Origin of the sequence: Sulfitobacter aestuariivivens, assembly GCF_014763045.1 — a bacterium.
GTDB lineage: Bacteria > Pseudomonadota > Alphaproteobacteria > Rhodobacterales > Rhodobacteraceae > Sulfitobacter > Sulfitobacter aestuariivivens.
On the sequence record NZ_JACTAG010000002.1, the window covers coordinates 693,677 to 716,109 of the forward strand.

Sequence of the window (22,433 nt, forward strand, 5' to 3'; positions counted from 1 at the left end):
GCGATGTCCGCCCCAGCAGTGACGCTGGCCGATGACTTTAACGCAACGGTCGCCGCAGGCCATCCGGCTGTTTTTCGCTGGGTCAAGATGATTGATGAGGCGTTCGCGCCCGGGATCGCTACCGCATTGGAGGGATCCGGCCACAGCATGACCTTGGACGGTCAGTACGGCGGTGCGATTGCAAAGGTCGGTGAAGAGCTTGAGACGGTTGAGGCCGGGTTGGCCGAGATCGGCATCTGCCAAAGCCTGTTCGACCCTGCAAAACTTGCTGTCCAGAATGTCACCTATTACACGCCCTTCGTTAGCGATGACCCAAGGCTGGTCTCCGAATTGATGGACGACCTGCACGGCAGCGATCCGCGCATGACCGAGGCATACACCCAAAACGGTGTGGTCTATCTTGGCGGGCCTGTGGGCATCGATGATTACCTGTTGATGACCACCTTTCCGGTCGAAAGCCTTGCAGACCTCGACGGCAAGAAGATTGCCGCACCGGGCCCGGCAATCAACTGGCTGTCGGGAACCGGCGCGGTCGGGGTCTCCGGCAATCTGACGACCTACTACAATGAACTGAAAGCGGGGGTTTACGATGGCGTGATTGTGTTTGCGTCTGCCGCGCTTCCCGGCAAGCTTTACGAGGTCGCACCAAACATCACGCGCGCTGGTTTGGGCGCACAATATGCGGGCGCTCTTTGCGCCAATGCCGATTGGTATGATGATCTTCCCCAAGAGGTTCAGGCGGCCCTGAATGCGGGCGCGGATGCAGCAAAGGAATGGTATCTTTCCGCACTAGAAGGCGCAGTTGAGACATCTTTCAAGGTGATGGGCGAGAACGGTGCAACCATCACAGATGCCAGCGACGAGATGCGCGCAGCCTGGGCGGCTGGAATGGACAACGCAGCCAAATCCTGGGCCGAAGGTCTTGATGCAACGGGTGTGCCAGGGACAGAGGTGCTGGCGCTTTACATGAACGCGATGCGCGATGCCGGTGCGACCCCGCTGCGTGACTGGGACAAGGAGTGAGCACAGATCAGAGCGTAGGCCGGGCCTCACAACCCGGCCACATTCTGCGCGCTCTTGATGCGATCACACTGGCCGCGAATGTGGTCGGCTCCTGCCTGATTGTCGGCCTTGTCGCCCTGATCACCTGTGACGTAATCGGCCGCAATCTTTTTGCCACACCAGTGGCAGGCGTGCCGGAAATGGTATCGCTCTCCATTGTTGCAATTGTCTTTCTGCAAGCCCCACAGGCTTTGTCAGCCGGACGGATGACCCGCAGCGATGGGGTGATTGACATCTTGCACGCCCGGCGCCCCCGCATAGCGGCGGCACTTGAAACACTCTTCGATGGTGTCGGGATTCTGGTGCTGGGGGCGATCCTTTTTGCGCACTGGCCGATCATGACCCGGTCCTGGGAGCGCGGCGACTTTATCGGCGCTGTCGGAAACTTCACGGCACCAACGTGGCCCGTCAAAGTGATGCTGGCCATTGGCGCCACGCTGCTCGCCCTGCAATTTGCAGCGCGCATCCTGCGTAGGTTTTCAAGATGACGCCTTTCGACATTGGCCTGATCGCGCTCGCCGTGATGGGATTGCTTGTGTTGCTGGGCATGTACGTGCCGATTGCCCTGATCGCGTGTTCTTTCATGGGTGTCTGGGCCATCAAAGGCTCTCCACTGCTTGCGTCCAAAATGCTTGGGCTTGCCGCGAACGATGCGATTTCTTCCTATTTTTTCGGGGTTGTTCCGCTTTTTGTCCTGATGGGGTTTCTCGTCAGTGAAAGCGGCATGGGTCGCGATGCTTTTGACGTGGCCAATGCCATGTTCCGGCGGATCAAGGGTGGCCTCGGGATCGGGACCATCGCGGCGAACACGATCTTTGCCGCCATCACGGGTATCTCCATCGCCTCCGCTGCCGTCTTTACGAAGATCGCGGTGCCTGAATTGCGTCGCCACGGCTACACGCCCCGGTTTTCGGTGGGGGTCGTCGCCGGATCGTCGGTGCTGGGCATGCTGATCCCGCCCAGTCTGCTTTTGATCCTGTATGGCTTGCTGACTGAGCAAAGCATCGGTGATCTTTTTGTCGCGGGCATTGGTCCAGGCCTGTTGTTGGCGGTGCTTTTTGGGGTCGGCACCCTGTTGATGGCAAAATTCACACCGCACCTTGTCGGTGAGGCTTTAGGCCACTCGGGTGCGCGTCTGTCACGGCGCGCTCTATTGGCAAAGGGCGGCCCGATCACCGGGCTGATCCTGATTGTACTTGGCGGCATTTATGCGGGTCTGTTCACCCCGGTTGAGGCCGGGGCGATCGGGACAGTCGGCGCGCTTGTGATTGGTCTTGCCAAAGGCACACTAGGCCCCCGTGCGCTTTGGCGGGTGCTGGTGGAAACCGGGTTGGTTACAGCCGCCGTGTGTTTCCTGATCATCGCCGCCCAGATGTATTCCCGCATGCTCTCGTTTTCCGGGCTACCCGGTACATTTGGCGAAATGGTGGCCTCTGCCGAACTGGGTTTGTACGGGCTTATCTTGATCTACATTCTCGTTGTGATCTTGTTTGGCATGATCCTCGATTCTTCGTCGATCATGCTGATCCTTGTGCCGCTGATGCTGCCCGTTGTGGTGCCGATGGGCGTTGATCTGGTTTGGTTTGGGATCGTCACGCTGATCGCGGTCGAGATCGGTTTGCTCACGCCGCCCTTCGGCATTTCGGTTTATGTGATCAAATCGACGTTGCAAGACACCGACATCACCCTTTCCGACATATTTATCGGTGCTGCCCCCTTTGTCCTGATGATGCTGATCTGCCTTGCAGCTGTCGTTGTCTTTCCTTCAATCTCAACTGGCCTTCTGAGCCGATAGGAGCCGTCATGCCCAGACGTTTCATAGACCTTTCCGTCGCGCTGGAGACGGATATTCCGTCCGATCCGGAGATCATGCTGCCAGAGATCGAATACATGGATCACAGCCAAACCGCATCGCAGGTCATGGGTTTCTTTCCCGGCCTCGCGCAAGAAGATCTGCCGGGCGGCGAAGGGTGGGCTGTCGAAAAACTCAGCATCTATACCCATAACGGCACGCATCTGGATGCACCCTATCATCATCATTCGACAATGAATGGCGGCGAACGGGCAATCACCATTGATGAGGTCCCGCTTGAATGGTGCTTCAGCGCGGGCGTAAAGCTCGATTTTCGCCAATTCGATGACGGCTATCTGGTGACACCAGACGACATCGACGCCGAACTTGCGCGCATCGGACATATCCTGCAGCCCCTGGATATCGTGCTGGTGAACACCTCAGCCGGCGCGCGCTATGGTCATCCCGACTATCTTGGCCGTGGCTGTGGAATGGGGCGCGACGCAACGCTGCATATGCTGAACCAGGGGGTGCGCCTTACCGGCACCGACGCCTGGAGCTGGGACGCCCCATTTTCGGAAACCGCCAAGCGGTACGCCGAAACAAAGGATGCATCGCTGATTTGGGAAGGCCACCGCGCCAGCATGGAAATCGGGTATTGCCATATCGAGAAGCTGGCCAACCTCGACCAGTTGCCGGGCTCTGGGTTCACCGTTTCCTGCTTTCCTTTCAAGATCAAAGGCGCCTCTGCCGGATTCACCCGCGCCGTCGCCATTTTTGAGGAGTGAACAATGCCGAAAAAGACCATCATTTCCTGCGCAATCACCGGGGCGGTCCACACACCCACCATGTCGCCCCACTTGCCCGTGCACCCCGAAACGATCGCCTCGCAAGCGATTGACGCCGCAGAGGCCGGTGCGGCAATCCTGCATCTGCATGCCCGGAATCCGGCCAACGGCGCACCCTCTGTCGATCCGGCGCATTTCGCCGACATTCTGCCGCGCATACGTGCCGAAACGGATGCTGTGATCAACATCTCAACCGGCGGCAACCCAGTCATGACGGTGGCTGAGCGTTTGCCTCCTGCCCTGACCTACAGCCCGGAAATGTGCAGCATGAACATGGGGTCTATGAATTTTGCGCTGCACCCCTTGGCGGATAAATACGACAGCTGGAATGAAGCTTGGGAAGAGGACTATCTGCGCGGGTCCGAAGGAAACATCTTTCGCAACACCTTCGCCGACATCCGTTTAATCGCAGACCAATTGGGCGGCACGGACCACAACGTGAAATTCGAGCACGAATGTTACGACGTCGGGCATCTGTACAACCTGAAATTCTGCCTCGACCGCGGGCTTTTTCAGGCGCCGATCTTTTTACAATTTGTCATGGGTATCCTTGGTGGCATTTCGGCTGAACTGGACAATCTGACGTTCATGAAACAAACCGCCGACAAGCTTTTTGGGGACCAATACGAATGGTCGGTGATCGGTGCGGGCGCCCAGCAAATGCGCATGGCCTCTGTGGGCGCGCAAATGGGGGGGCACGTCCGTGTGGGGCTAGAGGATTCGCTTTATATCTCTCGCGGCAAGCTCGCGTCTTCAAACGCCGAGCAGGTGACCAAGGTCATTCGGATTTTGCACGAACAGGGGAACGAGGCAGCCACCCCGGATGAAGCTCGGGCAATCCTGGGCCTCAAGGGTGCCGACAAGGTGCAATTCTGATGGAGGTCACTCAACCCAAAGAGCCACTGACAGTAACTTTCATTTGCAACGGGCAGGCCGTCGGAAAGATGCGTAACGAATTAGATGTCCGCATGACCGAACCAATGGAGGAACACTTTTCATTGGCCACCGACGAAGGGCCCTTTCACGGCGGTGATGCCACAGCACCGCCCCCACTTGCGTTGTTTGTCGGTGGTCTGACGGGTTGTCTGATGACGCAATTGCGCGCTTTTGCAAAGCGAATGGATGTGACGATTAATGACCTTCGGGTGGAAACACGGGTCTGCTGGCAATGGACCCCGCACGGGCGCATTTATGAAACAGCGCCCAAATCGTTCGACATCGACATATTTATCGACAGCGGGTCCTCATTTGACGACCAAATCGCTTTGATCAAAGCAGCCAAGAAGGGCTGCTTTGTCGAACAAACGCTGGGGCAGAAAAATACCATTACCCATCGTATTCGAACCGGCCAGGGCTTTGTTCGCATCGACGGCTGATTGCCCCTTGGGCTGCGCTGTACTATGTGAGCGGTAACAGTCCCATGAAACAAAAAGGCACGCTCTTGCCCGACGCCCCTGCTTCCAACGACATTCACGATCTTTTTGTAATCGGCGGCGGCATCAACGGCTGCGGAATTGCGCGCGATGCTGCCGGGCGGGGCTTGTCGGTGGTGCTGGCCGAGATGAACGATCTTGGGGGCGCGACCTCTTCTGCGTCAACCAAGCTGTTTCACGGCGGGCTGCGCTATCTGGAATATTTTGAGATCAACCTCGTTCGGCACGCGCTGCAGGAACGCGAAACGCTTCTCAAGGCGATGCCGCATATTTCTTGGCCCATGCGTTTTGTCCTGCCCTATCACCGCGATATGCGGTTTGAGACGGACACGCCTGTGTCCAAGCTTTTGTCCGCAATCATGCCATGGATGCGCGGGCGGAGGCCTGCATGGATGATCCGGCTGGGGCTTTTTGCGTACGACAACCTTGGGGGGCGCAAGATTTTGCCCGCCACGCGTACTTTGTCGCTGCAAGGCACACCAGAAGGTGCGCCGCTGCAGGAACGGTTCAAAAAGGCCTATGAGTATTCCGATTGCTGGGTCGAAGACGCGCGACTTGTTGCTCTCAATGCCCGCGACGCGGCAGAGCGCGGCGCCAAAATCATGGTACGCACCCGCGTCCGTTCCGCCTCATGCGAGGGTGATCTTTGGCGTGTCACAGTCGAAGAAAGCAATGGAACAACGCACGAAGTTCGCGCCCGCATGCTGATCAACGCAGGGGGCCCCTGGGTGGGCGACATCATCCAGAACACCGTGCGGGTCAACTCGACCGAGGGCGTTCGGTTGGTGCGTGGCAGCCATATTGTCACGCCGCGCCTGTATGAACACGACAAGTGCTATTTCTTCCAAGGCACCGACGGGCGCATCATATTTGCCATCCCCTACGAGACAGATTTCACATTGATTGGCACGACGGATGCGGACCACGAAGATCCGGACGTCAAACCCATCTGCACGCCCGAAGAGCAGCGTTATCTGCTCGACTTTGCCAATGGCTATTTCAAGCAAAAATTGACGGACGACGATGTGGTCTGGACTTATTCCGGCGTCCGCCCTCTTTACGACGATGGCGCGAGATCAGCCGCATCAGCCACCCGCGATTACATTCTCAAAGTCGAAACGCAGGGCGGTGCGCCGATACTGAACATCTTCGGGGGCAAAATCACGACCTACCGCAAGCTGGCAGAAGACGCGATGGAAAAGGTCGCGCCATTCTTTGAGAAACTTGAAGGGCATTGGACGGCAGGTGTTCCCCTGCCCGGTGGTGATTTTCCCGTCGATGGCGTGGATGCGCTGGTGGAAAGCCTGAAAACCAACCATGAGTTTCTTGACGACCGCTGGGCGCGCCGGCTGGTGCGTGCCTATGGCACCGATGCACGACTGATCCTCAAAGATGCGGTAACGCCTGCTGACCTTGGCCGCGATTTCGGCGCAACACTGACAGAGGCAGAGGTGCGTTGGTTGATGCAGCACGAATTCGCGTGTAGCGCCAAAGATGTGCTGTGGCGACGCAGCAAGCTCGGCCTGCGTCTTGAACAGGACCAAGCGCAGGCGCTGGACAACTGGATGGCCGGCCAGTCCGCTTGACAAGCTTGCCTCGGCAACAAACCATTCATCCAGTCACGACGGAGACCCCAACATGACACATATTCTCGCCATTGATCAGGGCACCACGTCTTCGCGCGCGCTGCTCTTTGATGCAGCAATGGATGTGGCAGCGACCGCGCAGGAAGAATTTGCGCAGCACTTCCCCAAAAGCGGCTGGGTTGAGCATGATCCAGCGGATCTATGGGACACAACGCTATCCACATGCCGCGCTGCTGTCGAAAACGCGGGCATCATGGCTGGTGACATCACCGCTATCGGCATCACGAACCAACGTGAAACGACTGTGGTCTGGGACGCAGCCACCGGTGACGCGATCTATAACGCGATCGTTTGGCAAGATCGCCGTACGGCAGCGTATTGTGCAGAACTACGCGCCGATGGTCATGACACGCTGATCACTCAGCAAACCGGACTGTTGGCGGATCCCTATTTCTCGGGCACCAAGCTGAAGTGGATCCTTGATCATGTAGAGGGGTCACGCGCCCGCGCAGCAGCCGGAGAGTTGCTGTTCGGAACCGTCGACAGTTTTCTGATCTGGAAACTGACCGGTGGTACCTCGCACGTGACAGATGCAACTAATGCAGCACGAACAATGCTTTACGACATCCATCAAGGATGTTGGAGTTCCGAGATCTGCTCCCTTTTCGATATCCCGATGGCGATGCTGCCCGAGGTTAAGGACTGCGCCGATGACTTCGGTATCGCGAAAGCAGAATGTCTCGGTGCAGACCTTCCGATCCTGGGTGTCGCTGGCGATCAGCAGGCGGCAACGATTGGCCAGGCATGCTTCGAACCCGGGATGCTCAAATCAACATACGGCACCGGATGTTTTGCATTGCTTAACACTGGAGACACACCAGTAACCTCACAGAACCGATTGCTGACCACCATCGCCTACCAGATAGATGGCAAGCCGACCTATGCCCTGGAGGGATCGATCTTTGTAGCCGGGGCAGTGGTGCAATGGCTACGGGATGCACTGAAAATTATCGAAAACGCCAGCGAAACCCAGTCGCTCGCTGAACAGGCCGATGCCGGACAGGAGGTTGTCATCGTTCCTGCGTTCACAGGGCTCGGCGCGCCCTACTGGAACGCGGAATGCCGTGGCGCAGTCTATGGGCTCACGCGCAGCTCGGGCGCGGCCGAATTTGCGCGCGCCGCGCTGCAAAGCGTCGGTTTCCAGACGCGGGATTTGCTGGAAGCAATGCAAGCCGACTGGCAGACTTCCGGCGCCCGGGCAACACTGCGTGTCGACGGCGGGATGAGTGCAAACAACTGGGCCATGCAGTTTTTGAGTGATATCATCGACGCCCCGGTTGATCGACCCAAGGTGCTTGAAACAACGGCGATGGGAGCGGCGTGGCTGGCGGGCCAGCGCGCGGGTCTATATCCTGATATGGCCGCCTTTGGCAAAGCCTGGGTAAAGGACCAAAGCTTTTCGCCCGATATGAAAGATGCCACCCGCAAGGATCTTTACGACCGCTGGCTGCGCGCGGTGCACGCAACGCTATCTGTCTGATGCTGGCGCTGCTTCTGGTTCTGGTTCTGGCGCTGGGATATCTCGCGCTGGTTATTCTGGGCAGTCGGTGGCGAAATCCGCGCTTTGGACCAGTGCCGCTCTCAAAAGATCCCTCTTTGCCCGATGCGGAGACCGAGATCACGGTCACGACCTGGAACATCGGTTTTGCCGCTCTGGGCGCAAAGGCCGATTTCGTGCTCGACAATGGCACGCATCTGCGGGCCTTGTCGCGAACTCAGATTGAGAATGCCGCACATCAGATCGCCAACGATCTTGCTGCGGATGTCTCAGACGTTCTCTTGCTGCAGGAGACAGCGCAGTCAGGTTTTCTGACTCGCAACGTACCTGTTCAATATCTGATAGAACGCGCACTGCCGGATCGGGCCAGCTGCTATTGGTCAGACATGGCAACCGTCGCCGCCCCACCACCTGTGCACATCGATCATGGCATGGCGACATTCGCTGCTCGACGTATCAGCGGGGCTCAGGCGATCGAACTTTCACCACAGCCGATGATCCACCGCGGGTTGCTTAAAAAGTATTACTCGGGTTTGGTCACCTGCCTGCCGATCAAAGGCCGTGACCAGAGCTGGGTCATCATCAACTTGCACCTGTCAGCTTTCGACGCCACCGCCGAGGCCAAAACTGCCCAGATTGCCGCTCTCTTTGCGTTTGCCCGCACTGAACACGCCAAAAGCAACCCTGTCATCATCGGCGGAGATTGGAATATGCTTATGTCGGACACCACCTTTCCTCATTCTGCTGAACTTGCAAATGCCGATTGGGTCTATGATTTTCCGACCCACCTGATCCCGGCCGGCTGGCAGCAGATCGCGGACCCGGAGACCCCAACAGTCCGGTCCATGCAACAGCCATACATCGAAGGGGAGAACGAAACGATGATCATCGATGGCTTTATCTTCTCTCCGGACGTTCAGTGCCTGAATGTCCACACAAGATCGACCGGCTTTGCACATACCGACCACCATCCAGTTACTGGACGCTTCGTATTGGTATGATCGAGACAGATCAGGTTGAACCACAGAGAAAGTGGCGACCCCGGCAGGATTCGAACCTGCAACCTGCCCCTTAGGAGGGAACCGTTCATAGCGTTATTCCTTCTTTGATTTCCGTTGTTTGGGTGTCTGTACAGGATCTTCCTGTACATGGTTTGTACGAAAACGGGCCCTAACATCGGCCTCATCCGTCTCTGCGTGGGCATAGATACGCATAGGCAAATTGGGGTCTGACCAACGTCCAGCCTTGGCTGCTGTGACTGGATCGACGCCTTGGCGGACGACCAGTTCAGTGAAGAACCCATGCCGCCCTGCGGGATGCGCTGACAGGTATTGGATGCCCGCACGCTTGCAGATCGTCTTCCAGCGATTGTTGTAGCCCGTCGAGCTGCCATAGCCGAAGACGCGCGGCTTCATGAACTTGCCGGTCTTTCGGTTCTTGGGTCGCTTCGCTGGCAAGGCCAGCAACTCGTCCATCATCTGAGGTGAAACAGTGATCCAGCTCTCTGGATGCCCCTTTTGGGCCTTCACCCTAACCTTTTTCTCGGCGGGCCGTAGATCGTCCGGCTCCAATGAAACGGCCTGATCAATCCGCGCCGCCGTCTCGAACATGAATCGGACCAACGCCGCGTTGTATGGGTCAGCTGCCCGACAGAACGCCTCGATCCACTCCTTATCTGCAGGGGTACGCTCAACGCGGCTGAGCTTCCCACGCCGCTTGTCCTGAGCGATCCGCTCGAACTTATCGTAAGGCTTCACGCGGATCAGCGGCGTCCCCTCCAACTCGTGCGCATTGTTGATCACTGCAGCCGCGGGCGTCACGATTTCACGCCACCAGGTATCGGTCGACGCTTTAGGTTTCAGTTTCGGCCCAAGGTTCTTCAATAACGCACCAGAAATCGCACCTAACGACAGGTCGCCGATTGCTTCGACAATCGGGATCAACTGCTTCGCTGCTTTAGGCGACGCGTTGTAGAGCATGATTGCATCAGAGAACGTCTTGCTCGGTTCGTCGCCCACGACATAGCGACGGATCTGACGTTCGGTCTCATGGTTTATCCAGTCCCGTGCACCCTCTTCTGAAGATGCCTTAGTGCTTCGCCGGTATGGGCCGGCGATTGGCCTGCCGTTGTATTCGATCCACCCCTTGGCCCAGTAAACGTGGCCCCTCTTGTAAATTTGGAGCGGCATGACTGGCCTCCTTCAAAAATCGTATCAATCTGCGCAGGCGTGATCAGCATGGTGCGCCCAAGGCGATAGAATGCGCCCGTCTCATTGGCGCGTTCGCGCAACGTGCGTTCTGAAATATCGATCCCCATCCCGGCCATGACTTCGACCCATTGCGCGGGTGTTTTCCCAAGCCCCAGGATCTGAGAGCTGTCTGAATAGTTAGTCTCTGCCATTTCAGTCGTCCTTGTCCGCTCAAGTTGAATCTGCGACACGCATGGAATCGCTTGTTCTGCACCTTCTGACGTGGTCAGATGGGTAAAATCGTAAATATGCGTCATTTTGTGCTATGTTTATACAAAATTGCGCACTCGTCAATTGGGAAACTTGCATGGTGCGAGATGATGCTGAATTGTTTGCAGAGATTGGCGCTCGCCTCGCGATCTGTCGCAATGAGATAGGCGTCTCGCAGGCTGCTATGGCCGACGCCATTGGCGTGTCGCATCGTGCCTATCACAGCTACGAAAAGGGCAAACGCGGCGTCCCGGTCGAGGCCCTCGTCAAGATGCAAAGCCGCTATGATATTGACGTCGCCTGGGTACTGCTCGGCACAAAATCCATTCGGGCTGGACATGATTTCGAAGCGCTCAAACACATTGAAAGCTCGCTGGATAAGCACCTCACCGACGAGGGCATAAAGATCAAAAGCGAAAAGCGCGGGGCCATCGTGGCTCGTTGGTATCAATCGCATGTCGAAGGCCGTGAAGTGACGGATGATGACGTGCACACATGGATCGAGTTGGTAAGGGAGTAATCTGGTGAACAAGGCAAGCAAACGCTGGAACATGTTGCGGCATTCGGTCTTGGAGCGCACTCGCCGTGAGGTGATCGAACCATTTGGGCCGCTTTACCTGATCTTCCTGGGAACCAGCGTGTTCTACCTGATTGGTTTCGGCCGACTATCATTGGCACAACAGACCGCCGAATACTCGGTTTTGGCCGCCATCATGATATTTGCCATCGCCACAGCAGGCTTGGCACTTCCATTTTTGACAGGTGCGGTGCTGACATTACGCGCGGCCGATCGAAAACTGGAACGTCTTCAACGCGGGTGATCCGATGGCCTTCGGTATTTTCATCCATCGCAGCGACTCGATCTACGACGACATTCCCTCTGAGCGGTATCAGTTTCCCAAGCAATACCTCTCTCGCGCCCAACAGTGCGAAGGGGATTGGATCGTCTACCTGGAGCCAAGCAAAGTCAAAGAGACCAAAGGTTACTTCGCTGTCGCCAAGGTCCAGGAGATCATTCCGGATCCTAGGAAGCAGGACATGTTCTTGGCGGTGATCGAGCCAGGAACGTATCTTGATTTCGGCGACCCTGTTTCATTCCGGGACGAGAACTCAATCATCGAAAGAGGATTGCTGAACGATCAAGGCAAGATATCCGGACGCGCGCAAGCCGCAGTAAGAACCCTTTCAGCTGAAGACTTTGCCCGAATAGTCGAACGTGGCCTTGGACGAGATGAGGACATCCTGCCTCGCGTAGGCGACACGATGCAGATGCCAGGGTTTCAAGATGCTCAAACACCTTTCCAACACATGCCCGCTCGAGAACGCGTCAACCAGCTGACCAACCGCGCGGTTCGCGACCGAAACTTCAGGAAGAATGTCCTGCGCGCCTACGGCGAACGCTGCGCCATCACTGGTTTACGCCTGATCAATGGCGGTGGCCGAGCTGAAGTGGAAGCCGCTCATATCAGACCTGTAGAGCATGACGGCCCCGACATCGTCAGCAACGGGCTCGCCCTGTCCGGAACTGCACATTGGATGTTTGATCGCGGCCTAGTTGGGTTAGCAGACGACCTAACTATTCTGGTTTCCCGCCAGAGCAACGATATCGAAGCCGTAACATCGATGATCAACTCGTCCGGCAAGATCTTGGTGCCGGACCGCCTCGCCAACCGACCAAGGACTGAGTTTGTAACCTGGCACAGAGAGAATTGTTTTAAGCAGTAATGGCCTATCTATTTTTAGACGACAGTAAGCACCACAGATCCGGATTTTCACTTGCAGCATTCGCCATATGTGATGCGGATCCCACAGAAGAAATGGGCGTCCTTTTCCGTAAGCATGGCTTCGATCCGAGAACGTTCGAATTCAAGTCTTCGGCAACAATGAAGGATGACGATGATCTTCAAGCGCTGCGTGACAGCTTGAAGCACTTTATCGCACGCAACTGCAAAATGGCCTTGTGCGTTGTAGATAGTGCGGAAGACACTAGGAAATTAGGCCCAGCTTCGTTGATGCTTTTGCGTAGCGCACTGAAGCATCCTCGGCTCGCTGGGCAGCAGCATGAGGTCTTCTTTGATGAAGGCCTCTTCAAACATAAAAGCGCGGCTGAGGCTTTAGTTGCAGGCGACGCGGAGCTCGCAGGCTGCAACTTCCACTTTGAGCAGGATTCAAAGGCGGTAATGGGTATCCAACTTGCGGACATCATGGCCCATACGTGTAGCATTATGCTTTTGGAAGCACTCGGTGATATTACCAAAAAGGTGATCGTCAACGCCCCAGGGGACAGCGTATATGATGGTCTCGAGGTCGAACTCGGCTTCGAGATGTGGGCCGGGATCCGCTACGCATTTCTCAGCCAAAACAAGCCGAACCCAAAAGACGATTTCGACCTAGCAAACGTCGACGTTTATCCTTGGGGATTATTCATTGATGAGAGCGTCAACGAACGAATTGCTCCTGCGGCGATGAACCGATTTGGAGAGAACTACTTAGGTTGTATTCACTAACGGCCCTTTGCGGACATTTACGATGCTCGTCAGTCGTTAGCTCCAGTTCAGCATAGCTGACATTCGAGTGACGCCGGACTAGGTTGAGCTAAAAAGTAACCGATCGGAACCACATATGAGTTTGAGAACGCAACGGCAGGGACAGTTGGGTGTAAACGCAGTTGAGAGGATCGTTCTCGGATCCTGGCAGGCACGTTGGCAACCCATCGAAGCTCATAACGACGACGCCGTTGACGGTTTGATATTTCTTGAAAGTGGAGGCGAGCTTTCTGGCCAAATCATCTTTGCACAAGTTAAGTGCGTAAAAACCACGCGCCGCAATGACGGTATGCTTGCAATACCAATAGCCGCCCAGCAACTCACTCGAAATTTAGCTGCTTGGCGCAGAGTGGTAGGAGCTGCAATAGTAATCTTGGTGGATCCAGAGGACCTGAGCGCGTGGTGGGTTAACATCAAACCTGAAGATGCCACGACATCATCCCAGATATTGGTCCCTGAAGACCAATTATTCGATGCTCGTGCAAAACTGAAAATCAGCCAACTCTGCGGAACTTTACATCAAGACTTACAGGCGCAAAGAATACATACTTTCGCAGCTGATTTCCTGCACCTGCGAAGCAAGGCGCACATTCAGGAATCGTCTCGGAGACTGTATAAAGAGCTGGAAGCGAAACCCACATTTGTCGGAACCTCCAGTCAACGTGTCCACTTTGATAGGGATGGATGGCGACATATCACTCGGCCTGACCGAAGCCAGCTTTCCAGATACCAAAGTTTTGTTCTTCTAGGGGCAGCTCGAAAAATACTAGGAAATTGTTCGAAACCGCTAGCCGATCTCTGTAGCGGCATGACCGACGACAAGCAGTTCATTTTTTTTCAGTTTGACAGTATGGTAACATTTCCGTTTCGACAAACTGGTCTCGTTCGGATTGTCTTGCGAAGATCATCGCAGGAACCATTATTTAAGCCGAAGCTGAAGTTTTGGACGATATACGAGCCGCGACGAAAGCATGATGGTCTGGGTGTGCAGGAACTACGACACCCATAAACCCGAAGGCTACTTGGGGCTAGGAGCAGTCCCTACACGATAGCAGCTTACAGGAACAATACGATACAACAAGCCGCATCGGCCTTTAGCGGCCCAAAGCAGGCCTTGACTGATCTCGGCCCATACCGCGGCTTGGCCCTTCGAAAGAGACATTAGCTGCGCCTGCAAAAATCACGCGACACGTGAACTCGCTTGGTCGGAACTTTCTGGCCATACACCGCGGGGCGAATGGCAATGGCAATGGCAATGGCAATGGCAATGGCAAAAAGGCGGTAGTCTCAGGTCTGAAAGGTGCGAAGGAATCATTCGCATAAACTCATTGTCTAAACGGATTGAATGCCGGTCTTTTGATGCTCAGCCAGAACCTTCCCCCTCCCGGCGACGATCTTCCTCGGTCTCAAGAGAGCATTTTCGAAACGTACCGTCCTCAAGGGTCCAAGTGCTGGTGAACCATCTTTGACCGAATGCATCATTTTTGTCGGAGTACAGTTCCTTTCCTCCGCCAATGACCCATATCGGTGCGAACTCCCTGTCTGACAAAAGACGCACAAAAGCGTCGCTTTTGACGAGAGCGGTACTTGGTCCATTCTTTGAAGCTGAAGGATCCTTGAATATCTCGCTGCCATTCGTGTCAGTGTAGATCAAATCGCGCCCATCTTTGAGCGACATATTCAGGTTTCGCGTCAGCCATGGACAGGGCAATATAAGGCGCAAATTCTGCTCTAGGCTATAGTTGTAGCCACTCGCTTCCTGTAAGAACTCCATCGTCGGACAAAGGCCCTCCACAGGGGCCATTGTCCAAGTTGGCGTAGGCTTATCAATCCATTTTCGAGCCCACTCGGTTATCCAGTCCTCGCCTGTGTCCGTGCGCCATCCTAACTCGCCAAGAAAGTCCTCTGAGAATGCATCGTTTGTGAAGCCTAGGTCATGATCGGCTGTCAGTATTTGGCCGTCCAGGTGCTGGAGTGCGCCTGCAAGATCGTTTCTCCGAACTAAAAAGCACGTCGACCGTCGCCATGTCTTCGTTCTTATATGCGCTGTTTCTCTGGAAGCCCCGATGCCGCTGAAGCTCTGAAAATCTCTAAGCGGCAACCATTTCAGGCCTTGTTCATCGACTTGGAAATCGAGAAATTCCTCGCCATCCAAAAAGTCTCGTTCGCTATCAAGCCATTCCCACGCTTCCTCTACCGAGCGTGGTGATAGAAGGGGAACTTTAGGCATCCAGAAGGTGGGCTCATCAAACTTCGCCCAGCCCCAATCGTGACTCTTCGTCATTAGGTGACTCGGATCCATATCGCGCAGGCGTCGAACGGTTTCCCGCAAGTGTTGTGGCCGGTCCCGTTCAACGGCTCCGCAATGGTCCGAAATACGCGCCATCAACTCCCTTAACGCGATCCACTGATATTTTTTGCCGATCCGTTCCTTCGTGTGGTTCGTTCTATCGCCGCTACAGGTGCGGTCAAAGCCAGCATGCAAATTGGCTTTCCAGCCTAAGTCATGAACTCTGCGGCAGATCCAGCGCTGCGCCCAACCCAGATCGAACTGTGCCGCACGGTCTATTGCCCAGCTATCCGAGCGGTCCATTGCCCAATGCCCTGCCCGGACGCGATAGGCCTCGTACCGTTGGTCACCGAGGAGCTTGCGGAGATTTTGTTCCATCTCTTTGTGGAGTATGCCCTGCTCCGTCCCAGGGTAGCACCAATCATGTGATGACGATCGGAGCGCGATTAGTTCATCGACAAGAGCACGTTCCTTTTCGGTGCAGGACGTTTCGAACTCGGCTCGCCATGTTTGGTAAAGATCCTCTGGTGTTGGAAGGGCGGAGCCCTCTTCGCCGGCTGCCCAGTTTTGGACAGCATACTTGATTACGTAACTTGCAAAATCACCGTGCAGGTCCGTCGAGCTGATAATGTCCCACGATGTTTCGGAGTTGCGGGGATCCTTGCCACGCTCCATGTCTGGAGCAAATTCAAGAGGCCATGGACTGTCGAACGGAGCCTGGAGCTGTGTATCCTTTGGAACGTCAAGTGCGCAGCAACGATGCCTGGAGTACTCGAGAAGTCCGACGAGATGATCGCGCCACAGCAGGTCTATAGGCGGATTGTTCTCCACAAAGTGGCGGTTCGCGGTCATCTGGGCGATTTTGGTCAGTTCCGCATCGGTCCATGCAGATTGCAAGGCCGCGCCATAGATTGCGGCGGCAAGTCTTTCGCCAATGTAGGGATCATTGATCTCGTCGAAGCGACAAAGCAGTTCCAGACCACATTTGGGAGACGCGATAAGCAGAGCAACCAGGGCTTTGGTGGCGCGGTCCCTCGCGCGCCGATATGTCGTCGAAAGACACCAAGTAAGGAGGACCGCAGCGTTCGTAGCGGCTTCGTCATCCAACGATCCAGGTCTCGCGTCCATTGCCCAATCCATAAGGTCGTGTAGTGGAGTATCGAGTTCCTCCTCACCTTCTCGTCCGTTGTCCGCGGACTCGCCAGCATAGCTCGACCATTCCGCATCCCTCTTAGGCATAGGCAAGCGCAATAGGTCATGATGGAATGTATTCAGTCCGAAAGGCCCGTCTGTCCCAAGCGCGAGCTGGACTCGTGCGTTCCAGATCTCATCTGGGTCAACCCATTCTCCCAGCAATTCGAAACTTCGCGCCGTCACACTCTCGCGCCGACGCAAAGCGATATTTTCGCGGGAGATACAATAAATCAACCAGCGGTCTGCGTCTTTGACCGCGTCCGGAAGTTCCACGCCAGTCCGTTCCGGCAATTGAATTGCGAGAGCGTCGAGGACGCCCTGTGGAGCACCTTGGCGTGAGCATGCTTTGAAAAGTGCGATGTCGTGCGAAAGCGGCGATGGAAGAGTCTCGTCGATCAGTGTCGCGTCAAGGATGGCTTGCGCGGCCACATGGTCGCCGAACCGCTCAAAGCTGAAGCGGACATATTCCCTATCTTCGCCATTCTCGCGGATCGGCTCTATTGCGAGAAGGCCTTCGTCGCTGAGCGCTTCGAGCAAATCGCTATCGAGGCTGGGATTGTTCCCGCAGATGGGTGCAAGAAGGTCTGCTGCTCGATCATAGTCAATGAGAGGATCAGTAGTTGTAGCGATCTCCTTGGCGAGGATTTCGATCGCTTTGACAGGGTATTTCCGGCGCGGAGCAAGTTTTAAGCGAGCTTCCACTGCGTCGCAGAGCGCGACTCGGTACATCTCAAAAATCTCTGTTACGCCTTGCATTCCCTTGGGAAAGCCCTTCTTGCCTTGGCGATCCAAAGCGTCGCAGCAGACTTTCAAAAACAGCGGGTTGCGGAGTTCGTTCGGTAAAAATGGTTGATCCGGCAGCAGGATATTGCGCAGAGAAAGAAATTTGCGCGCATCACGCATCGAGAACCCAGAGTGCTCGAGACGCGGCAGCTTAGCATCGTCCAAATGTGACGGCACAATCTGCGACAGATAAGTCGACCGGCAGGATAGAACGACGACCACGTTGGGATAAGCTTCTGCGTCTTTGAGAAAGGCGGCGAAACGGCTCGGCCAGACCTCGCCCCCATTGCGCTCGTTAATCGCGTCGATACAAAGCATGGTTCTGACGCCAGCAGCTTCGCCAGCGGCGTCGAGCGCCCCAAGTAATTGATCTCGCGTGTAGTGAAGGGGAAGACCAAGTTGGTTCGAAATTTGGGGCCAGATTTCCGCGTCGTTCAACTGGCCGCCAAGCAACAACACAGCGGGTCGCTTCTTGTTCAGCTGATGGCTGCAAGCATCGGCGAGAAGGTGGGACTTACCACTGCCAGCTTCGCCAGTAATAAGCATATGAGGAATGACGGCCATTTCCCAAGCTCTCGCCCGCAGCGTTGCAGAGACACGCTCCAGCTTTTCGAGCGCGTGGCGCGCGTCATACACCTGGTTCTTCTTAGTTTTTTTCTCATCACTGTTTGTGGAATATGTTTCACGGATCTCATCGTGATATTTGCGCTCAACGATATCTAACCCTTGACCCAGCACATTGCGCCAGTGGTCAACCGGCCAGGCTTGATGAGGAAGTTCATCAACATCATCCAATAATTCGCCGAGCGCAGACATCGTATCGGCGTCTTCGTCTGAAAGCACGAAAGCAGTCTGAAACTCGTTGCAGGCTTCTCGCAGGTCGTTGCGATGATTGCGCAACGAGGTTAATAGCTCAGGGTTCCGAGTGGCTCCAAGGAGCGCGCGGCGGATGGGAATTTCCACGCTGGTTTCGTGCGTATAACGATGGCCAAGAGCAGCTTTGCTACGCTCGAACTGGTCCTGAAACCAACAAGGCGAGAGGAATTGACTCTCGAACCAGTAACGGATGCGGCCAGCATGATGGCCACTTGGATTGGTCAACTTCGTCTTAAGCGCGGAAGCGTCCCAGAGATCGATTTCGAGTTGTCGGTCCTGCTTGGCTGCTTCCGCGACTTCTTTATTCCGCCACCTCTCGAACGCCTCCAGCTGCGTCTCATTGGTGGAAAAGGGATCCGACCGGTCAAAGGGGAGGCAAACAAAGATCTTGGTTAGATTGGGGTGCTTTTTAATAGCGCTCTTGACTGAACTGTGCAAGCTACGCTCCAAATTGTGATCGAACCGCCAAGAGTATTTGGCCTGCCAACCGTATTCTGTTCCGTCGGAAAAGCGTGTGAAACACTCAAGGCCACCGTCTTTTCCTGAACCCTTTCGATGAAATCGCGCGCCTTCCGGAACTGGCTCCAAAGCTGCGAGTTGGCACACGAGTTCTTCGAATCCGGTCGAGGCTTTCCCGTCTATGGTTCTGATGGCCTTGAAATCGATGTTCATGATATTTGAGATAATTCCGGTTACAATCAAGAAGAGCGACATAGCTCCAAAAACTACTATACCGTGCAGCCAACTCTCCTACCAGATTGTTCTGGTTGAATTTCTTGAGCCTTTAGAGAATGGCTTTGTGACCAGTTTCGCGTCCTGGATAGCGCAGCGCAAGGAGACAGAGGAACTCCTAATAAGGTAGTACAGTGGCAATCTTGGCGGTGTGACACACCCACAAACGCCTTTTACGCACCTGTGGCGAATTACCGGCCGGGGAGCCGCAGGCAACAGCCTCAATGAGCTTTAACGGCCTGCTGTATACCGTTGGTAGTGCTCGGGTAGAGAGCAGACATTCTGTGCTGTATCCAAGAAAGTTGGCCAAGGATAGGAAGTGCAGGCTGAATGTTTCCACTTCCAAGACGTCTCATTCGAAGTTTCAGAGGATTCCAATCAGCCTAAAGGTGAGTTGAGCTCAATAATACACTTTCCATTTTTAAGTTGTTGAGTACGATAGCGAAAATTTGGTTAAACCCTATTGATTAGGAGGAATTACCTTCTCGTGACGGAAGAACAAATTTCCAAGATCGCCCAATCTTGCTTTCATGGCTGCCCTACAATCGTCCTTGGCAGCGGAGCATCAATGCCTCATGGGCTTCCCAGCATGGGGGAGCTGAGCACGTACCTTAGCGAAAACATGAAGACAGAGGGGGACGCTGAAGGTGATGCTTGGTTGCTAGTAAAGGTAGCGCTGGCCAACGGCGATCACCTCGAGGCGGCTTTGGAGGGCAAAACACTGCCTGCATCGCTACTCTCAAAAATTGTAAGTCTAACTTGGCGTTGCGTGAACGACAAAGACATGCAGCTTTTGGAAGCTGCCGCCCAGGATGGTAACTTCGCTTTGGGCGGACTCTTGGCCAACATGTTCAGCAGTACGCATAGTGAGGTACATGTGGTCACGACAAATTATGACCGCGTTGCCGAGTTTGCCTGCAACTCCAAGAATGTGTTGTTTCAGACTGGCTTTGCGCCGGGTTACATTCAGACGTGGGAAAGTACGGGCCGTGTAAAACTGGTTCACGGGGCAAAGGCCGCCCGCGTCGTTAAGATTTGGAAGATCCACGGGTCTCTTGATTGGTTCCGCACTGCCGATGATAGGACGATAGGGTTACCAGTGTTCGAGCTGCCGTCCAAAGATCACTACACGCCGCTTATCGTAACGCCGGGGTTAAACAAATACGAAAAGACCTATGAAGATCCGTTTCGAACAACCATCAACGGAGCCGATGCAGCACTAAAGGCTGCTTCTGCCTTCCTTTGTGTGGGTTTTGGTTTTCGAGACCAGCACATCCACCCCAAACTCATCGAGCGATGCCGTGAGCGGAACGTCCCAACAGTGGTACTGGCCCGAACGTTGACGGAAGAAGCGAAGGATTTCCTGAAAAACAAGGCGGGCACGAACTACTTGGGAATCGAACTATCCGGAACCGGTAGTAAAGTTTACTCGCCTACCTGTCCGGAGGGCACCGATGTCACAACACCAGATCTTTGGTCGCTCGGCGGCTTCAACAAATTAGTCCTTTAGGTAGTGTAAATGTCCATTTTCAACTTCTCCGACACGGAATCCCTTGGCAGCGTCATTTCAGTCGATACCGCTGCGGTCACTATACGCGTTGATGATCTGGACCGGCTCAAACGTCTCCAGGTCAACCGGCTGGTTGTTCTTCAAAGCAGCAAGCCCGGCCAGCACCTAATTGGTATTGTCGTAAAGATCACCCGGAAGCCAGACACGCGTGAACTGGAGGAGGTCGATCTAGGCGACGAAGATCTCGTTCCGAACGAAAACAACTTGGTGAAAGTCACCCTCATTGGAACACTGCTCGACCGAGTCGGAACTGATCAGAACGTGTTTCGCCGTACTCTTGAGACTGTTCCCGAAATCGACGCAAACTGCTTTTCGCTGGATGGCGATCGGCTTACCAAATTCATGCAAGTCATTTCCGACGTTAGAACAGACGGCCCCAAGCTATCCCTTGGTCATTTCACCTTAGATGACGAAGCTATCGCCTACCTTAATGGGAACAAGCTATTTCAACGCCACGCGGTAATAGTCGGCAGTACGGGCTCTGGGAAGTCTTGGACCACAGCAAGGTTGCTCGATCAGATTGCCGAGTTGCCGCAAGCTAATGCCGTCTTGTTCGACATCCATGGCGAATATCGCCCGCTAAAGAGCGAAGCATTCAGGCACCTTCGGATCGCCGGACCATCAGACATAGAACATGATCGTGGTTTGGCAGATGACGTCCTTCACTTACCATATTGGCTGCTGGGCTATGAGGCTTTGTTGTCGATGTTTGTCGACCGCAGTGACCAGAATGCTCCGAACCAATCAATGATCATGACCCGTACAATCGTTGACGCAAAAAAGAGCTTACTTGACCCAGTCGAACACAAAGAAGTCCTGGAAAATTTTACGATCGACAGCCCCGTGCCCTTCGATATCAACACCGTTCTTAGGAAGCTTAAGGATCTGGACGAAGAGATGGTTCCAGGGGCAAGGGGCGATAAGCAGGGTCCCTATCATGGCAAACTCAGCCGGTTGATTGGTCGTCTGGAAGCCAAAAGACATGACCGCCGTCTGGCTTTTCTGTTCCAGCCACCACCTGAATGTATGGACATGGCTTGGCTGGAACGGATGGTCCACGCCATCTCTGCGGGACGTGGAGCACAAGACAACAAAGAAGGTGGCATTAAAATCATCGACTTTTCAGAGGTGCCGTCTGACGTGTTGCCACTGATGGTGAGCCTATTGGCTCAAATTATCTTCTCAACCAGCCTTTGGACAAAGTCCGACAAGCGCCATCCAATCGCAATAATGTGTGACGAGGCCCACCTGTACATCCCGGAACGCATGCAGGCGGACAGTTCTGACTCAGTTGCTGTTGAGATATTTGAACGGATCGCCAAAGAGGGCCGGAAGTACGGAATTGGCCTTGTTGTGATTAGCCAGCGGCCATCGGAAGTAAATCGAACTGTGCTCAGCCAATGTAATAATGTGGTGGCAATGCGCCTGACCAACAGCGACGATCAAAGCGTCATCAAACGGCTCTTGCCTGATAGCCTTGGAAGCTTTGGTGACTTGCTGCCCGTCCTGGATATTGGCGAGGCGCTCGTTGTTGGTGATGCCAGCCTGCTGCCCACACGAATTCGGATCGCTGAGCCAAAGATGAAGCCAGATAGCCAAACAGTCGCCTTCTGGGATCGTTGGAACGACGACATTCCAATATCTGATACTCAATTTTCTATTAGTTCCTGGCGCAAGCAAAGCTCGACTTGAGCTGGCGCAGGT

Annotated in this window: 19 protein-coding genes; 16 read left to right on the forward strand and 3 right to left on the reverse strand. The window is 54.8% G+C overall.

Annotated elements, in window-relative coordinates; genetic code table 11:
- The first annotated feature begins 3 nt into the window (after positions 1–3).
- From H9Q16_RS13250 to H9Q16_RS13290, 9 genes are read left to right on the forward strand one after another with little or no spacing between them, the layout of a single operon-like run.
- Entirely contained in the window at positions 4–1,023 is a 1,020-nt protein-coding gene (locus H9Q16_RS13250; RefSeq protein WP_191075903.1) for a C4-dicarboxylate TRAP transporter substrate-binding protein, read from the forward strand.
- Positions 1,020–1,550, forward strand: a complete 531-nt coding sequence (locus H9Q16_RS13255) for a TRAP transporter small permease subunit (RefSeq protein WP_191075904.1) — start codon at positions 1,020–1,022, stop codon at positions 1,548–1,550. Before H9Q16_RS13250 ends, H9Q16_RS13255 begins: the two co-directional genes overlap by 4 nt.
- Positions 1,547–2,857: a TRAP transporter large permease gene (locus H9Q16_RS13260; RefSeq protein WP_191075905.1), complete on the forward strand. Its 1,311-nt coding sequence runs from the start codon at positions 1,547–1,549 to the stop codon at positions 2,855–2,857. The genes H9Q16_RS13255 and H9Q16_RS13260 overlap by 4 nt, the downstream gene beginning before the upstream one ends.
- A gap of 8 nt (positions 2,858–2,865) precedes the next feature.
- On the forward strand, positions 2,866–3,642 hold the full coding sequence (locus tag H9Q16_RS13265) for a cyclase family protein (protein ID WP_191075906.1): 777 nt from the start codon (positions 2,866–2,868) through the stop codon (positions 3,640–3,642).
- A 3-nt stretch (positions 3,643–3,645) separates the two neighbouring features.
- On the forward strand, positions 3,646–4,578 hold the full coding sequence (gene kce / locus H9Q16_RS13270; RefSeq protein ID WP_191075907.1) for a 3,5-dioxohexanoate:acetyl-CoA acetone transferase: 933 nt from the start codon (positions 3,646–3,648) through the stop codon (positions 4,576–4,578).
- Positions 4,578–5,078 carry an OsmC family protein gene (locus tag H9Q16_RS13275; RefSeq protein WP_191075908.1) on the forward strand — a complete coding sequence of 167 codons (501 nt, stop codon included), beginning with the start codon at positions 4,578–4,580 and terminating at the stop codon, positions 5,076–5,078. Before kce ends, H9Q16_RS13275 begins: the two co-directional genes overlap by 1 nt.
- Positions 5,079–5,122: 44 nt before the next feature.
- Entirely contained in the window at positions 5,123–6,721 is a 1,599-nt protein-coding gene (gene glpD / locus H9Q16_RS13280; RefSeq protein ID WP_191075909.1) for a glycerol-3-phosphate dehydrogenase, read from the forward strand.
- Positions 6,722–6,773: 52 nt separating this feature from the next.
- A complete protein-coding gene (gene glpK, locus H9Q16_RS13285) occupies positions 6,774–8,261 on the forward strand; it encodes a glycerol kinase GlpK (protein WP_191075910.1) in 1,488 nt (495 codons plus the stop codon).
- Complete coding sequence (locus H9Q16_RS13290; RefSeq protein WP_191075911.1) at positions 8,261–9,280, forward strand: endonuclease/exonuclease/phosphatase family protein; 1,020 nt, start codon at positions 8,261–8,263, stop codon at positions 9,278–9,280. Before glpK ends, H9Q16_RS13290 begins: the two co-directional genes overlap by 1 nt.
- A 93-nt stretch (positions 9,281–9,373) precedes the next feature.
- Here the strand turns inward: H9Q16_RS13290 and H9Q16_RS13295 are convergent, their stop codons facing one another.
- Together H9Q16_RS13295 and H9Q16_RS20655 are read right to left on the reverse strand one after the other, a co-directional pair.
- Positions 9,374–10,297, reverse strand: a complete 924-nt coding sequence (locus tag H9Q16_RS13295) for a tyrosine-type recombinase/integrase (protein WP_343067850.1) — start codon at positions 10,295–10,297, stop codon at positions 9,374–9,376.
- A 35-nt stretch (positions 10,298–10,332) separates the two neighbouring features.
- Positions 10,333–10,785 (reverse strand): hypothetical protein, encoded by a 453-nt coding sequence (locus H9Q16_RS20655; protein ID WP_246455734.1) that lies wholly within the window; start codon positions 10,783–10,785, stop codon positions 10,333–10,335.
- Positions 10,786–10,835: 50 nt separating this feature from the next.
- Between H9Q16_RS20655 and H9Q16_RS13300 the strand changes: the two genes are divergently transcribed.
- From H9Q16_RS13300 to H9Q16_RS13320, 5 genes are all read left to right on the forward strand, one after another.
- Positions 10,836–11,258 (forward strand): helix-turn-helix domain-containing protein, encoded by a 423-nt coding sequence (locus tag H9Q16_RS13300; RefSeq protein ID WP_191075913.1) that lies wholly within the window; start codon positions 10,836–10,838, stop codon positions 11,256–11,258.
- 4 nt (positions 11,259–11,262) lie between these two features.
- Complete coding sequence (locus H9Q16_RS13305) at positions 11,263–11,559, forward strand: hypothetical protein (protein WP_191075914.1); 297 nt, start codon at positions 11,263–11,265, stop codon at positions 11,557–11,559.
- A gap of 4 nt (positions 11,560–11,563) precedes the next feature.
- Positions 11,564–12,463 (forward strand): HNH endonuclease, encoded by a 900-nt coding sequence (locus tag H9Q16_RS13310; RefSeq protein ID WP_191075915.1) that lies wholly within the window; start codon positions 11,564–11,566, stop codon positions 12,461–12,463.
- On the forward strand, positions 12,463–13,245 hold the full coding sequence (locus H9Q16_RS13315; RefSeq protein WP_191075916.1) for a DUF3800 domain-containing protein: 783 nt from the start codon (positions 12,463–12,465) through the stop codon (positions 13,243–13,245). Before H9Q16_RS13310 ends, H9Q16_RS13315 begins: the two co-directional genes overlap by 1 nt.
- Positions 13,246–13,360: 115 nt before the next feature.
- Positions 13,361–14,293, forward strand: coding sequence for a DUF4365 domain-containing protein (locus H9Q16_RS13320; RefSeq protein WP_191075917.1), 933 nt, complete (start codon positions 13,361–13,363; stop codon positions 14,291–14,293).
- A gap of 354 nt (positions 14,294–14,647) precedes the next feature.
- Here the strand turns inward: H9Q16_RS13320 and H9Q16_RS13325 are convergent, their stop codons facing one another.
- Positions 14,648–19,099, reverse strand: a complete 4,452-nt coding sequence (locus H9Q16_RS13325; RefSeq protein WP_191075918.1) for an NACHT domain-containing protein — start codon at positions 19,097–19,099, stop codon at positions 14,648–14,650.
- 547 nt (positions 19,100–19,646) lie between these two features.
- Here H9Q16_RS13325 and H9Q16_RS20865 point away from each other — a divergent pair.
- Together H9Q16_RS20865 and H9Q16_RS13335 are read left to right on the forward strand one after the other, a co-directional pair.
- On the forward strand, positions 19,647–20,669 hold the full coding sequence (locus tag H9Q16_RS20865; protein WP_191075919.1) for an SIR2 family protein: 1,023 nt from the start codon (positions 19,647–19,649) through the stop codon (positions 20,667–20,669).
- 9 nt (positions 20,670–20,678) lie between these two features.
- Positions 20,679–22,421 (forward strand): ATP-binding protein, encoded by a 1,743-nt coding sequence (locus tag H9Q16_RS13335; protein WP_191075920.1) that lies wholly within the window; start codon positions 20,679–20,681, stop codon positions 22,419–22,421.
- The last annotated feature ends 12 nt before the right edge of the window (positions 22,422–22,433 follow it).